16 protein-coding genes are annotated in these 15,020 nt (G+C 41.0%); 10 read left to right on the forward strand and 6 right to left on the reverse strand.

Annotation, left to right across the window (positions count from 1 at the left end):
* Positions 1 to 181: 181 nt before the first annotated feature.
* The 3 genes from QFZ80_RS36110 to QFZ80_RS36120 all read left to right on the forward strand — a co-directional run bounded on the left by QFZ80_RS36110 (position 182) and on the right by QFZ80_RS36120 (position 2,838).
* Complete coding sequence (locus QFZ80_RS36110; protein WP_307550447.1) at positions 182 to 730, forward strand: NAD(P)H-dependent oxidoreductase; 549 nt, start codon at positions 182 to 184, stop codon at positions 728 to 730.
* Between the two features lie 39 nt (positions 731 to 769).
* Positions 770 to 1,615: an oxidoreductase gene (locus tag QFZ80_RS36115; RefSeq protein ID WP_307550445.1), complete on the forward strand. Its 846-nt coding sequence runs from the start codon at positions 770 to 772 to the stop codon at positions 1,613 to 1,615.
* A gap of 305 nt (positions 1,616 to 1,920) precedes the next feature.
* Positions 1,921 to 2,838: an AraC family transcriptional regulator gene (locus QFZ80_RS36120; RefSeq protein ID WP_307550442.1), complete on the forward strand. Its 918-nt coding sequence runs from the start codon at positions 1,921 to 1,923 to the stop codon at positions 2,836 to 2,838.
* A gap of 269 nt (positions 2,839 to 3,107) precedes the next feature.
* Here the strand turns inward: QFZ80_RS36120 and QFZ80_RS36125 are convergent, their stop codons facing one another.
* Both QFZ80_RS36125 and QFZ80_RS36130 read right to left on the reverse strand, forming a co-directional pair.
* Positions 3,108 to 3,803 carry a response regulator transcription factor gene (locus QFZ80_RS36125; RefSeq protein ID WP_307563419.1) on the reverse strand — a complete coding sequence of 232 codons (696 nt, stop codon included), beginning with the start codon at positions 3,801 to 3,803 and terminating at the stop codon, positions 3,108 to 3,110.
* A gap of 43 nt (positions 3,804 to 3,846) precedes the next feature.
* On the reverse strand, positions 3,847 to 4,992 hold the full coding sequence (locus QFZ80_RS36130) for a low temperature requirement protein A (RefSeq protein ID WP_307563421.1): 1,146 nt from the start codon (positions 4,990 to 4,992) through the stop codon (positions 3,847 to 3,849).
* 326 nt (positions 4,993 to 5,318) lie between these two features.
* On the opposite strand from QFZ80_RS36130, the gene QFZ80_RS36135 reads away from it, so the two are divergent.
* The 5 genes from QFZ80_RS36135 (at position 5,319) to QFZ80_RS36155 (ending at position 8,569) form a co-directional block, all read left to right on the forward strand.
* Positions 5,319 to 5,573, forward strand: coding sequence for a hypothetical protein (locus QFZ80_RS36135; protein ID WP_307550436.1), 255 nt, complete (start codon positions 5,319 to 5,321; stop codon positions 5,571 to 5,573).
* Between the two features lie 460 nt (positions 5,574 to 6,033).
* Positions 6,034 to 6,765, forward strand: coding sequence for an AraC family transcriptional regulator (locus QFZ80_RS36140; RefSeq protein WP_307550434.1), 732 nt, complete (start codon positions 6,034 to 6,036; stop codon positions 6,763 to 6,765).
* A 185-nt stretch (positions 6,766 to 6,950) separates the two neighbouring features.
* Positions 6,951 to 7,805, forward strand: coding sequence for an oxidoreductase (locus QFZ80_RS36145; RefSeq protein ID WP_307437980.1), 855 nt, complete (start codon positions 6,951 to 6,953; stop codon positions 7,803 to 7,805).
* Between the two features lie 296 nt (positions 7,806 to 8,101).
* Positions 8,102 to 8,212 carry a sigma 54-interacting transcriptional regulator gene (locus QFZ80_RS36150; RefSeq protein ID WP_307564320.1) on the forward strand — a complete coding sequence of 37 codons (111 nt, stop codon included), beginning with the start codon at positions 8,102 to 8,104 and terminating at the stop codon, positions 8,210 to 8,212.
* A gap of 75 nt (positions 8,213 to 8,287) precedes the next feature.
* Positions 8,288 to 8,569, forward strand: a complete 282-nt coding sequence (locus tag QFZ80_RS36155; RefSeq protein WP_307550432.1) for an aspartyl-phosphate phosphatase Spo0E family protein — start codon at positions 8,288 to 8,290, stop codon at positions 8,567 to 8,569.
* A gap of 4 nt (positions 8,570 to 8,573) precedes the next feature.
* Here QFZ80_RS36155 and QFZ80_RS36160 read toward each other — a convergent pair whose 3' ends face one another.
* From QFZ80_RS36160 to QFZ80_RS36175, 4 genes are read right to left on the reverse strand one after another with little or no spacing between them, the layout of a single operon-like run.
* Positions 8,574 to 8,777: a hypothetical protein gene (locus tag QFZ80_RS36160; protein ID WP_307550430.1), complete on the reverse strand. Its 204-nt coding sequence runs from the start codon at positions 8,775 to 8,777 to the stop codon at positions 8,574 to 8,576.
* Complete coding sequence (locus QFZ80_RS36165) at positions 8,774 to 9,868, reverse strand: GerAB/ArcD/ProY family transporter (protein WP_307550427.1); 1,095 nt, start codon at positions 9,866 to 9,868, stop codon at positions 8,774 to 8,776. Before QFZ80_RS36165 ends, QFZ80_RS36160 begins: the two co-directional genes overlap by 4 nt.
* Positions 9,869 to 9,871: 3 nt before the next feature.
* On the reverse strand, positions 9,872 to 11,005 hold the full coding sequence (locus tag QFZ80_RS36170) for a Ger(x)C family spore germination protein (RefSeq protein ID WP_307550426.1): 1,134 nt from the start codon (positions 11,003 to 11,005) through the stop codon (positions 9,872 to 9,874).
* A 15-nt stretch (positions 11,006 to 11,020) separates the two neighbouring features.
* Positions 11,021 to 12,463: a spore germination protein gene (locus QFZ80_RS36175; protein WP_307550424.1), complete on the reverse strand. Its 1,443-nt coding sequence runs from the start codon at positions 12,461 to 12,463 to the stop codon at positions 11,021 to 11,023.
* Positions 12,464 to 12,978: 515 nt separating this feature from the next.
* Here QFZ80_RS36175 and QFZ80_RS36180 point away from each other — a divergent pair.
* Both QFZ80_RS36180 and QFZ80_RS36185 read left to right on the forward strand, forming a co-directional pair.
* Positions 12,979 to 13,428, forward strand: a complete 450-nt coding sequence (locus QFZ80_RS36180; protein WP_307437992.1) for a Dps family protein — start codon at positions 12,979 to 12,981, stop codon at positions 13,426 to 13,428.
* A gap of 653 nt (positions 13,429 to 14,081) precedes the next feature.
* On the forward strand, positions 14,082 to 14,753 hold the full coding sequence (locus QFZ80_RS36185) for an NPP1 family protein (protein ID WP_307550422.1): 672 nt from the start codon (positions 14,082 to 14,084) through the stop codon (positions 14,751 to 14,753).
* Positions 14,754 to 15,020: the final 267 nt, after the last annotated feature.

Below are 15,020 nucleotides of genomic sequence, written 5' to 3' on the forward strand. Positions count from 1 at the left end.
GGTGCATTTTTCTTTTCTAAAAACGGGCATGAGCTAAATGAACAAATAGATCGGACCTTACAGAAAAGCGGAAAGCCCAAATATACGTTAAAGTTAATACATCCGGAATTCATAAACAATATGTACAAGGCAAATACTGAAGGAAGTAAAAATACGAATTCCAAGAATAGGAGGGGTAATCGTGAAGACTTTGGTACTAGTCGCTCATCCTAATATGGGCAAATCTCGAGTGAACAAGGCTTGGACGGAGGAAGTAAAGAAGTATTCGGAGAAGATTACCGTGCATGATTTATATGCATCCTATCCGGATTGGTGTATTGATGTTCAAAGAGAACAAGAACTCGCTGAAAAGCATGATCGGATCATTTTCCAGTTTCCGTTCTATTGGTATAGTTCACCTCCGCTTCTTAAGAAGTGGTTGGATGATGTCCTGACTTACGGTTGGGGCTATACGTCGAAAGGAGGAAAGCTGCGAGGGAAGGAACTTGGGTTGGCAATTTCTATGGGTGGCTCGGAAATTGATTATCGGCCTGGAGGCGGTGATCTTTATACGATTCATGAGCTCCTTAGTCCTTTCCATGCTACGAGTAATTTAATCGAAACCGAATTCTTGATGCCTTTCACGATCTTTGATACCGATGATAAAAGCGAGGAAGAATTAGTTTCGAGCTCTCGGCAATATGCAGAATATCTGCTTGCTGATGAGATTATTAGGTTTCCAAGCAGATAACGTACTACAACCAATAAGACAAAGGAAGAAGGCGGCAATATGACAAATCAAAAAGCTTGGTTTATCACCGGGGCAGCAAGAGGCATTGGTTTTGAGATCCTGAAGGCTGTATTGGAAACCGGGGATAATGTTATTGCAACGGTCCGGAGTTCGGCAGAGTCTTTAGCTGATAAATTAGGAAATCCGGAGAATCTTCAAGTTGTTCTTCTGGATATTACCGATGAACAACAGGCGATAGCGGCTGCGAATCAAGCCGTACAGAAATTCGGCAAAATTGATGTCCTTGTCAATAATGCAGGATTTGGATTGTTGAGTGCCGTTGAAGAAGCTACTGCTGAAGAGGTGAGGAGAAACTTCGAAACCAACGTTTTCGGCTTGTTGAATGTGACCCGGGCGGTCTTGCCCCATATGCGTCAAAGACGTTCTGGACATATCATCAATTTCTCGTCAGTTGGCGGATTGAGCGGTTATATCGGATGGGGCGTGTATGGTGCAACGAAGTTCGCTGTTGAAGGATTGACGGAGTCACTTGCATTGGAATTGGCCCCGCTTGGGATTCATGCGACCGTAGTGGCCCCGGGCTTCTTTCGTACGGAATTTCTGGATGCTGCGTCGCTAACGCGGTCAGGTAACATCATTCCGGATTATGCGGAAACGGTAGGAGAAATGAGAAAATTTGCTACCCAAGCAAATAAGAAACAACCGGGCGATCCCGTCAAGTTGGCCAAGGCAATCGTGCAGGTTGCAAACGCGGAGAAGCCGCCGGTCCACTTGCCGCTTGGCAAGGATTCGCTGCAAAGATACCGGGAAAAGACGGCTAATTTTGAAAAAGATATACAGGCATGGCATGACGTTATTACAGGCACAGATCATGATGATGTCTAATTTCTAAGTCGAATACATCCAATTGAACCGGGGGCGTTCGCACTCCGGTTTTTCAATTCCGATCGTTATACGCCGAGCAACTTCACCTGTGGATGATGCTTAAGATTGGTACCTTTCATTCTGCTTTCGCCTAGGGTTTATTCGATAGGTCTTTATTAATATGATCATCCTGGTCACATTTATTATGACTGTTTGTAGAGTGGAATTTTATAAATGCGGAGGCGGTAGGATCAAACTACTCGTAAGTATGGTCCTTGTTCCCATGGAGCTGTTCCTAGCAGTTGAACAATAAGGAGGAAATACAGTTGTTTTTGCGAGCCGAAAAAGTAATAAAGGTTCCTCACGGTCTGGCCAGAGAACCGCTTAATCAAGGGATCTTGAAGATGAAAGGACTTACAGTTGTCGAGTCTTGTACCTTTACAAAAGGTTTAAAGGGAACCATGTTTTTGGAGGATCATCTGCTTTTGTTTGTACTAGAGGGAACCTATAAGGTAATATTCGGCAGTCAGGAATATATCGTACGAAAGAATGAAATGGTTTTACTGCAGAAATCGATCAGGGTTGAATATGAGAAATCGGGAGAAGAAGGTTCTGACTATGTTTTGGACTATATGATGTTCTTTCTTAAAGAAGAGCTCCTCACTGAATTTATCAATATGGCATATCTCGAAAGTAACTATCCATCAGCGTTAGTACCGGTATCTGTCAAAGCGGTCAATGAACGATTAATTAAATATATCTATTCGTTGAAACCGTATTTCAAGGAAACCGATAACATTAGGGAGGGATTAATTAAAGTAAAATTGTTGGAATTATTGTTTGATGTTGCGGATGCTGACGAACAGTTTATATTCCAGTTTTTACAGCTCAAGCGTTCAGAGAGGAAGAGCATAACGGAGGTTGTGGAGCAGAATCTAACCAACCCTGTCTCGCTAAATGATCTTGCTTACTTATCAGGCAGAAGTTTATCAGCTTTTAAACGAGATTTCCAAGCGATCTATTATACAACATCACCTGTACGCTGGATCCGTAATCGCCGGTTGGATATCGCGAAAGAAATGCTGCTTCACACCTCTTTATCCGTTACGGATGTTTGTTTTTCGACAGGATTTGAGAGTGTGGCTCATTTTTCCAAGGTGTTTAAAGAGAGGTTTGGCGTGGCTCCATCCACATGCAAGCCCCCCCTGCAAAAGCCCAATCATAAGTCTCCCCTTAAAATCTGATTCAAATCTTTTTACGAAGAAGGAGCGGATGGCAATCACGGACTATCCGTTCTCCCCACCTTCCAAACTTTCCCACTTGGACAATACATTGTAAGATAATCTTTCGTTCTCCCAAATGAATGTCCCGAAAGATCGAAAGGGCTTAAGCCAACGCGTTCGGGGTGAAATCTAGAACACGTTGGAATCCATGCAAGAAAATTATCAGACCTCACATACATGGCAGAGTTTTGCAAGGATTGTGGGCAATTTTAAGGGTGTAAAGATGCAATTTAAGGTTTCGCAAATCGATAGCCTAGACCCCATACCGTTTGGATATATTTCGGCTTTTTGGGGTCTATCTCGATCTTCCTCCGTAGATTCGTAATATGAACGTCGATGGAACGATCATTAACATGGTAATTAATGCCTCGAATAATCGTAATTAATTCATCGCGTGTAAATACTCGATATGGATGTTCATAAAAAACCTTCAAGAGTTCGAATTCTGAAAATGTTGTCTCAACCATATCACCATTGACTGAGATATACCGACGAACCGGGTCCAATTGCAATTGCAGAAAATGTTCATCTGCGGGAATTTCCGGACTGTTTTCCGTAGAAGGTGGCTGTATTGATTTGCGGATCGCTATCATGATTCTTGCTTTCAATTCCTGCATACTAAAGGGTTTTGTTAAGAAATCGTCAGCCCCTGCAGTAAAAGCCTTGATGATTTCACTTGCTCTGGAATTGATAGAAACAACTATAATAGGTGTTTGCGTTTGCTGTCGCAAAGTTTTACACAACGTAATCTCGTCTACATCCGGAAGCGAGAGGTCGAGCAATACAACATCCGGTACAAAGGAATGAAATGTCCTGAGCCCGTCCCGAGCCGTTGAAGCGGTTTGAACAGTAAAGTCTTCTTCGGCAAGATACATTCGAACCATTTCGGCAAAGATGACATTATTATCAATGATCAAAACCTTCATGATTTGTCTACCCTCCTCCGGCTTTACTATGTAATCTTAGGATTTAATTAGATAATTTTTTGTACTTGTGTTGTTCGATTACAATCATTCCTACTAACACTAAAATCTGAATTGTCATCATTTGTAAAGTTCCCATCCAACTGAAGGCGTTGAACATAAGAATGAATAAAGATAGAGCGGCTGAACCAAGTCGCGTTCCAGGTCCGATGCGAACCAGTCTTCTGAATATTGCGGTTCCGACAAGGTATAAGGCAATGCCGCCATTTAAATACCATGAAAAAGAGTGTACAGATTCGCCGTTAAGTTGTTTAATTGCTACTTCGATACCTGCAGCAGAGATGACAATGCCAGATATCATAATTAAATGAGCATGCCAATAAGCCTGCATAGCTAGTCGAGCGCGTTTCTCAGGTGATGCCTGCAACATATAATCTTCAGCCAGTATCGTATCCTTGTCAAAATAGCTCCACCATAAAGTGATGACGATGGCCAATCCTAAAACTATAGACACAAATAGCTTGAAACTGAAATATAAATGGCTGGAACCTAAACCCATGGACAGAATGGTTTCGCCTAGCGCAATGAGCACAATCAAGCTGTGCCTTTCAACAAAATGCCGAGTGTTAATAACAAAAATATCGCCTTGATTTTTAAACGAAGCGGTCAGAATAACCAAGACAGCTGCAACCGTCAACCACCAGCTCCATGTATACCAGGTATTCAATATTCCGGAGGCAAGAACCAAAAGAGCTGCTGAAAGGTTAAAAGGAGCCAAGTATGTAATTGCCTTGATCGATGTTACATGTGGTGAACGTCTGAACAGAAGGATATGAATGACCGTAACCAGTAGAAAAGCGATGCCGAACGGAACTCCACCCGTCCCAAAAATAGATGGGATACTAATGGCCATACTAAGAAAACCGGCCATACCACAAAACATCAGCATCCTATAAAGCAATCGGTCAGTTCCAATATTATTTGCCAGCCAAGCATATCCGCTATACATCCACCAGGTTACGGTCAGAACCATTAAAGCTTTAAACACATCCAATACGGAGTGAGTATCGATGACTAAATGGGTTACCTGAGTAATGGTGAAAACAAATACCAAGTCAAAGAAAAGTTCAAGGTAGGATACTTTGGTTTTCGTATCAGCTTTTTCAGAGTCTCCGCGCCGCAATTGATGCATAGTGAGTCACCATCCGTTATTATTTTTGTTTGTTCCTGTCGATTGATAAGCTTACTATACCGAATTTTTACGGAGTTTACTTTCCCAGAAAGTTCTAACTTATTGTTCATTTAGCCCATGCCTGAAAATTAACATTGCAAAATTGTTGGAAAGTTAAACTAAAGGTATGGAAAACAGAAAAAATCACGGAATTGGCGCTGCGGCTCCTCTGGAAATGAGAAGAAAGGGGATTTAGGTATTTCCGTTTCTGACCGTATCAAATAAATCCTCAATCTGTATTAACTTTACCATTATAATTCTCCATTAGAGCGGTGCAATACCATCGCGTGATGGATTGGAAGACCTTATACGGGAAATCAAAAAGTGGTTACCTGATTAATTTGGTAATAAAATTTTTGAAATGCGATTTCGGCCGCCTGGGCGAGCCTGAAAATATTTCAAGAAAAATAGACGATCCTGATCATCTTTCTCAGGATCGTCTTATTTTATTTGTGGTGTTATTGACGCTTGGGGAAGCCGAATTGCCGCCTTTGGACGATCGAATGCAAGCTCCTTACGAGCAAATGAATGAAACATATTAGCACAGTAAATAAAGTTATAAGTTAACGGGAGGATAGTGGAGAAATATATTAAAATTCGATTTCTGCGGCTCGGCGGTGACGGGTAAATCCATCGCTTTAGGTTATAATGTATGTAAGAGTGTAATCCTTTGAAAAGACTAAGACCCGGATCGCTGGTAACGAATTCAAGGCCGCGTCAATAGTTATCCGTTAATGGGGGCAGCTATTACCGACCTACGGGTATTGATATATCGGTAAAGTATCATGTTTTAGATTTGTTAGAACATTAATTGAAAATCTTAAATAGAAAGGAGGAATCATATTGCTCATAAGGTCCAGTAAGGTTGTAAAGGCGCCTCTGGAATTGACAACTGCCCCATATAATCAAAGTATTTTAAAAATGAACGGGTTATCTGTCATAGAATCGTGTACGCATACGCAAAATAACACAGGAACCATGTTTCTTGAGGACCACTTGTTTTTGTTTGTACTCAAAGGTAAGTACACCGTTCGCTACGGGAACCAGTCATACACTGTAAAGAAGAATGAAATGGTTCTCTTGCAGAGGTCAATCACTGTCGAGTATGAGAAGTCGGGGGAGAAGGAAGAGGAATATTTACTCGACTATATGATGTTTTTTTTAAAGGATGATTTACTTAACGAGTTTGTCAAGATGGCCGATCTCAAGCCCTCCTACCCCGAGGCTCTTGTTCCAGTATCGGTTAAATCAGTAAATGACCGCCTTATTAGTTATATTGAATCTCTAAAGCCTTATTTTAATCAACCTGAGGAAGTAAGAAATGGGCTTATCAAGATTAAACTGCTTGAATTGCTATTTGATGTGGCAGACACCGATGGAAATTTTTTAATTCAGTTTTTGCAACTGAAACGGAAAGAAAGAAAAAGCATTACGGAGGTTATTGAAGAAAACATTTTTAATCCCTTATCTTTAAATGATCTCGCCTATTTGTCTGGGAGAAGCTTATCAACCTTCAAGCGGGAGTTTAAGGAAATTTATAATACTTCTCCTTTACACTACATACGTAATCGAAGATTGGAAAAGGCAAAAGAGCTGCTGACTCATACTTCACTATCTGTAACTGATGTCTGCTTTTCTACGGGATTCGAAAATATAGCTCACTTTTCAAAGGTATTTAAGGAGAGATTTGGTATTTCTCCATCACTGCTTAAAAAACCGCTAAGATTAACATAATAGATTTCTATCAGAGGCTCATGCAATTCGCATGAGCTTATTCTATTGTAACAAAACAAGAAATGAGCTAAATGAACAAATAGTTCGGACTTTGCAGAGAAGTGAAAGCTCCAAAAGTTCAGTATAGTTAACTTATCGGCCGGCAGGACATAATAACAAAAATCATCAAAAGGATGGGATTATATATGGCAAAGCAAAAAATTTGGTTCATCACTGGGGCATCCAGAGGTATTGGATTTGAAATCGTAAAGGCAGTGCTGGATACAGGAGATAAAGTCGTTGCGACTGTCCGTAGCTCGGCGGAGTCATTATCTAATAAATTAGGAAACCCCGAGAATCTTAGTGTTGTTCTTTTGGATATCACGAATGAAAAACAGGCGGCTGAAGTCGCTAATCAAGTTGTTCAAAAACTCGGAAGAATCGATGTATTAGTCAATAATGCCGGATTCGGACTTCTGAGTGCAGTTGAGGAAGCCACTGCTGATGACGTGAAAAAGAATTTCGATACCAATGTGTTTGGTTTGCTCAATGTCACCCGGTCGGTACTGCCTTTTATGCGAAAAGAACATTCTGGACATATTATCAATATCTCATCCGTTGGAGGATTAAGCGGTAATATTGGGTGGGGAGTATACGGTTCTACTAAATTTGCTGTCGAAGGATTGACGGAATCTCTTGCATTGGAGTTGGCTCCGATTGGGATTCATGCGACCGTGGTAGCCCCAGGCTTCTTCCGTACGGAATTTCTGGATGCTGCGTCGTTAACGCGGTCAAGTAACATCATTCCGGATTATGCGGAAACAGTAGGAGAAATGAGAAAATTCGCTACTCAAGCGAATAAGAAACAACCGGGCGATCCCATCAAGTTGGCCAAGGCAATCGTGAAGGTTGCGGGCGCGGAGAAGCCGCCGGTTCACTTGCCGCTTGGTAAGGATTCGCTGCAAAGATACCGGGAAAAGACGGCTAATTTTGAAAAAGATATTGAGGCATGGTACGACGTTATTAGAGGTACAGATCATGAGGATGTTAGTGCTCAATAAAAGAGGAAAAGATAAATCTAAGCTTTTAAGGTAAAACCTAGTAACGGCAGATTCATATAATGAATTCTGCCGTTACATCATCTGACGTAAGATTAAATGGATTGCAAAGGCTTGAGTTCCCCCGTTGGCATAATTTTTGCTATGTAAAAAGATAGATCTCTTATTTTTATGTAAGCGCTTTTAGTAATAAGGGGGGGAGAAGAATGGAAGCTTCGCTTTCATTAGTTCAGCAACAAAATTTATCGCTTACTCCGCAGTTAAGACAATATTAGGTAGAAGTAGCGGACATCCGACAGATCGGTGACCTCGATTACGCGCTTCAAGGCAAATTGCTAAGGGTCCTTCAAGAAAATGAGTTTCGCCGGGTTGGCGGCAATGAGATGATCCGAACCAATGCCCCTTGCTAAAGGTGGCCTTGTTTTTTTTGAACAGAATATGAGCTAGATAGATAAATTCCTTGAGCTTATGAGAAAAGTAATATCATGATTCGTCTGGTATATTTAACGCATCGGCCGCTCAGAACAAATCAAATCTACACAGTGAGGAAATTGAAAAAAAGTTTAATAGATAATAGAATGGAAAAACTCATCCAAGAGCACGATTTATTCTTACTAATACAGAGAATAAAAAAAGAACTGGAAAACAAAGTCATTTCCTCTGGCTATGATTTACATCACCCTGAGGTCATATGCATCAGCCAGTGCTTAGATAGATTAATCGTTGAATATATGAAAAAAATAGGAGCTCCGAAAAATCAAACATGAAATCTTATTGCAACTCGTCAATAATCAATGCGATGAGCTTATTCAAATCAAGTGGATGATGTACAATGATGCTTCCCCAAAGAACTCCACCCACTGTTGTCACCCCGATGAAAATAAGTAATTCCTTTCTAATCAACTTTCGTACCCGGTTAAGAACCATCAAACCTCCGATGAGAAATATTGTGTACAGGATTAGCATACTGATCATGCCGTGGTTTCACTCCTCTGTTTGTTCCGCAGCCAGGAACCAATAATTAGAATGGCCGGAACGATGACGGCGTAAAGCATATAGTAGCTAAACAAATACTTTTGAACCCACTCAACGTTCTCTATAACGTTTGCGAATAAGAGGGAGTACGCGGAGATGATCCATACTAACGGATAGGCAACTACAGAGCGTCTGTCCACTTTGAACAGCTGGCATATCGCTGTTACCGCACAATAAAATAACAAACTTAATTTGATACAGACTAACAGGAAAATATTTATAGAAAGAATCGATTCTAAATGTTCTACGAAACCGGAAAACTTCATTTCACGAAAAATGGTGTAAACCGGGTATAGATGATGGGAGCCGCGCTCTAATCCTAAAATACCAATTGTCATATACATAGAAATAGAAAGGATAACCCCGGCTGAGCCGATTCCTAAAAGAAATGAAGTTTTTAAATTGCGTTTTACATATGGAAAAAGCATCATGAACATAACCGTCTCCATATAGGGAAATGCAAGCGCATATTTGGTTTGAAGAATTGTGGTCCAAAGCTGAAAATGATAGGGGTAACTGAACGCCCGCCAGTCCCAAACCTTAAGCATGACCGAGAAGGGAATCCAGAAAGCGACCACAATATACGGCGTAACAAGCTCACAAACCATTGCAATCGACTCAATCCCTTTCACAACAGCATAAGCGCACACGAGCAACACTACGATATTGAAAATAGAAATGGGAGTTCGCGGCATCAGATTGGCATGCATAAAGTCACCTAGATTACGTGTTACCCAAGCTGCAATTTGTATGAAATAAAGGATGTAAAGAGAAGTGACGATTCCTCCGGCCCATTTCCCCAGAACTTGTGTCGCAATTTGTACGATACTTTTCCCAGGGTAACGTTTGGATAAATACAGCCACAACACCGCCAGAACTAACCCGTACAATAACGACCACACACAAACGAGCCAACCGTACTGTTTTGCATCAGCGATAAGTTTTCCCGGTAACAAAAGAAACGTAGTACCGCAGACAAAGCAAAAAGTTAATGTGACCAATTGCCATCCGCTTAGCTGGGCATTTTCCATCTATCAATCACTCTTTTCTACCTTGTATGAAGATCCTGTATTCCCGATCGTTGTGACCTTGGAGTTTACGAGAACCAAGACCTTAAATTGATGCCATGCTGCAGGATCAACGCCTTTATCCTGAATGCCTAGCAGATCCCAGTCTTTGTTTTTACACAATTCATCGAAAGACTTTGCTTTCTGTTTTAGGGATTGATTAAATGCCGTTTCTATATCATGAAGATTCTGAACGGTCATTTCATTTTGTTTATTGCTTAATATCCGAAGATCAGCTCGGACCTGTATAGTAAGACGAGAGGAAGAGCGGTCATATTCCCTATGAACTCGAACATTCTGTGCTTCAACATCGACCTTTTCTCCATTAACTACAATGGGTTCTACAAATTTCTCGAGATTGCCATTCAAGATGTAGAATACCGTTTTTGTTTCCACACCCAAACGGCCAACCATGCGAGCATGGATAAACACAGCTCCATCATCAAAACTCATCGACTCTTTACTTGCATTGATGCTTTCTAATTTATCTGCCTTAGAAGCAGGTTGCTTGCTGCTGTATTCGAGAATGGGGATGATGGTCGGTTGGTGGAAATTGATACCTTTCGCTAAATCGTTTAACCGGCTAGGGAATACACTCATATGAAAATTACGCGCATGAAGTTCAAACAAAGAGCGAATATACCGGCCCGGTACTCTTTCCAGAGAGGTAAAGCTGTTCATGACAACGGATAACGGTGCGTCGGAAACGATAATATCCACATTTGTCCGATGTTCCGGATCTCGCTCCAGAAAATTAATTAAATCTAAAATACCTTGCCGGGCATACCGTTCCGAAACAATATAACACTGTATTTGAGGTGTATAAAACAACCTTGGCATTACCCTGCTTGTCTTATCCGCAAATCTCCCCGAACTATATTCCTTGAAATCATACGTATATACGGCTGCGCCTCCTGAGCCGCCTTTTTTCGTTGAGACACCTGAGGGATTAATGACTTGAAAATAAGCGGTGATCATACCCGTTTTCGGGTCTTTGTCGGCTGCAGCGATGTTGACAATCGCTAATTGATTAATTTCCTTCATATCCCAGCATCCTGAGCAGAACAGCAGAAGAAATAAGGCAAGACATGATTTTCTCACGATTCTCACTCCATTTTATTTCTTTGAATAAAACGCACGCGGAATTCGTTTCATTAAAAACCGGGGGACCCTAACCAAGGTGTCCTTCAAGTCGGAAAGCGCTACGGGAGCTAGTGGAGTCATATATTTGACACCGAACGAACGTATCGACACCAAATGAACCAGTAGAAAAAAAACGCCGGACATGATGCCGAATAATCCCAGTACCCCGGCCAATAGCATAAAAGAAAACTGAATGATTCTTTGAGTAATACCGAAACTGTAGTTAGGAGATGCGAAGTTCGAAATAGCTGTAAGGGATACAACAATAACCATCGCTGCCGAAACGAGCCCGGCTTCCACTGCGGCCTGGCCTAAAACGAGAGCGCCTACGATAGATATGGATTGGCCGGCAATACGCGGCATACGAAGTCCGGCTTCACGTAAGATCTCGAATGTTACCGTCATGATAATCGCTTCAATAAACACAGGAAACGGCACTTCTTCACGTTGAGCCGCCAAACTGATTAGGAGGGAGGTAGGCAATAATTCCTGGTGATAGCTTACCACCGCTATATAAAGAGAGGGTATGAATATGGATAACAAAAAAGCAAGCATACGCAACCAACGCGTAAGAGTGGCAATATCCGCTCGTTGGTAATAGTCTTCTGCCGATGAGAACATTTGAAAAAAAGTGACGGGCCCCAATAGAACGATCGGTGTTCCGTCTGTAATGACCGCGACTTGTCCCTCGAGTAATTTAGCGACAATGATGTCTGGTCGTTCTGAACTAACTAGTTGAGGAAACGGCGAGAATGTTTTATCTTGAATCCATTCTTCAATATATCCACTCTCCAAAATGCTATCGGTTTGAATGGCATGAAGACGACGGCGGAACTCATCAATAACTTGCACGGAGGCTACATTATTGAGATAAGTCAGGTATACTTTAGTCTTTGTTGCTGACCCGATCGTCATGGATTCAAACACTAGATGTTCGTTCTTCAGTCTTTTCCGGATTAAAGCGACATTCCGCGATATATCCTCAACGAAGCCCTCTCTTGGACCACGAACAGAAGCCTCCGATGTGGGTTCCGAAATAGTACGATATTCCCCTTTTGAGACATCATAACTTAGAATTGTATTTCCCCAGGTTGGAATGAGAAGACAATGACCTTCAAGAAGTTCGTTGATACCTTCTATGGATCCTGACAATTCCTTCCGCCCAATAAGCGGGATTCTATTTGTCAACCAGTGAACTGGATGATGTGTAGATGTTTCTATGCTTGGATTTCCTTCAAAAATGGGCTTCAATAGCATTTCATCGATCTGATTCGTCGTTACGATCGATGCAAGATAAATGCAGTAAAGGTTCAATTCTTCGTTGATTACCAGTTCTTTACAAATGAAGTCGGGAGATTGTCCAAGACGTTCCGTGATTTGTTCAACAATGAGACTAGTTGTGTCAGCCCTTAACATGGAAAATCCCCCACTTCCCACTAATACTAGCCATATTGTTTGCTGTGGTGGAATTTTTATACATATGCCAACAATCTGTGGAAAATCAACCTTACAAAATTTTAACCCTTTAATGAATAGAAAAATCAAATCACGGCTTTGGAAAGAAATATTGAAAAGCAACTTGCACGATTGAACTAAATGAACAAATAGTGCGGACTTTACAGCGAAGCGAAAGATCAACAAGTTCGGTATAGTTAACTCATCAGGCGGAAGGAACAAAAAAGTACCGGCTGCGATGATCTGACCTGTTGGAATCATGATGAAATAAGCTCAGATTCTTAACAGAATCGCAAACTATTTTGAAAAGGATGGGATTTAATATGGCAAAGCAAAAAGTTTGGTTCATTACTAGAGCATAGAAGAAGCTTTGGTTTGGAGATCGTAAAGGCAGTACTGGAATCTGGAGATAGAGGAAATATAGTTTATAGCTAAATATTTTATAGAAAAAATAAATTGAATTTTGGAGACGAGATATGATGAGTTCAACTACCGTAACACTGCAAGAAGTGTTGAATAAACAAATAGCAAACTTGAATGTGCTGTATACCAAGCTGCATAACTACCACTGGTATGTGAAAGGACATCAGTTTTTTACGCTTCATCTCAAATTTGAAGAGTTATACAACGAAGTTGCGCTTCACAGTGATGATTTAGCAGAACGGTTACTTGCAATTAAGGGGCTGCCGATGGCGAGAATGGTAGATTATTTAAATTATTCCTCAGTAAAAGAAGCAACCGGGACAGAAAATGCGGATCAAATGGTGAAAACCATCGCTCAAGATTTTGAAATTATGATTGTAGAATTAAGGGGCGGGATGGTATTAGCAGAATCTCTCAACGATGACACAACGGCAGATATGTTGCTGGCTATTCACACATCCTTGGAAAAGCATGTTTGGATGTTAAATTCATTTCTTGAGTAAGCGAAATCTTTGGCTTTATGTTTAATCACTTCTAATTGACGGTAATACAATTACGCAACTCTGTTACCGGACGTCGGTTGTTATATTCATCGACAATAAGTTTTGAAGTAACAATATAGAGTCTTGAAGTAATTAGGCGTTCGCTCTACTGGGTGAATGCTTTTTTTAGCAGGATGCTAGTTAGACGAACGAATCTTTGTCATTAGGTGGGGGATAAATTGATTGAGGGCCACTCCGGCGATTAAGCTAACGGGAGATTAGCTGAACAAATGTATGAAATTATAAAACATTCTGGGAATGATTCAATTTATTCAACATACAAGAGAGAGTAGGAATTTAATATGTTTTTTTACAGTTCAGATCTTAGAAATCTCGGTTTTAGCATCGTGGAGGGTAGTCTATATATGTTGACAAAATCTCCAACGGGGATTTGCAACTTCTTGGTCTTGCCATCGTGGAGCGTGATGGATCTATAATGAATATCATACCTAAAAAAATGCGAAAATCGTGGCACCTTTTCTGATTTAACGCAGAGAGGCTCAACTAACGGAAACTAAAGTTGAATATACCTCATACCTGAAGCTGCAAGCTTAATCTGCAACTTGAAGTGTTAACAAGAGGATATTGTAATAAAAAATAAGGGGGAGCATCCTATGGATATGCAAACTATTCAGGTTTACGCGCCTTATCTGTACTTTGATAAAAATGAGCCCTTTTTTCCGGTTCGGGTCGGGGTAACGATTTTTGAACAGGAGGGGGTCTCCCCTTCCTTTCGAAGATCGTTTTCATTCAATGATCTACGTTTGAAGCAGATTATTGAATACGCAATTTATTGGGATTATGATATTCAGCATTTGTATGAATTGGAGCATGTATGGGTTTACATAGGCCATGATGGAAATGTCATCGATTGTGAAGCGAGCTTTCACGGCAAGTATTTGAAAGGGCTCCTGAAGGACCGAAGCAATTTGCTCGATGGGACGCATGTGCGGCTGTTTTCGCAGCCTGGGAAGCATGCATTTAGTCCAGTAGCTGAGTTTTTGGAGCTCGTTCCACACTTTATGACTGCAGTAAACGAAGATGCTGGTGTTGATGGTTTGACCATTCCTTATTTTCTGGAAGGAACGATTATGACGAATGAGGAGACGAACAAGCTGGTAGAGACTTATTTGAAATCTTGTGCGTTTACACCTGCCTTGGTATATAAGGAATACCGTTTGGACGAAGAACTTTTTGTGCCTTGGTTTAAGCTGTTAAAGGAGATTCCCGAGAGGATTATGACAAAAATTGCAGATCTAACGGAATTGTATGGGAAAAAGTCATGACTTCCGAGAGGTCAGGAATTTCATAGGACTAACGAGATACGATAGTTCAACACAAAACGGCTGCCGCAGGGCAGCCGTCATTGCGCTAACGACGGGCAGTTATATTCAATAAGTAAGATTTTGGCGTTAAGTTTTATGCAACGTTAGTGTGCTTGGAATGCTTATTTCATACCAATATCTTTGGAATTCCGCCCGTTCATGTCACTTAATATATTTGCATATGTTATATATGTTGACAATTTTTAGTTCGCTCATTAAAATAATGAT

This window comes from Paenibacillus sp. V4I7, assembly GCF_030817275.1.
GTDB lineage: Bacteria > Bacillota > Bacilli > Paenibacillales > NBRC-103111 > Paenibacillus_E.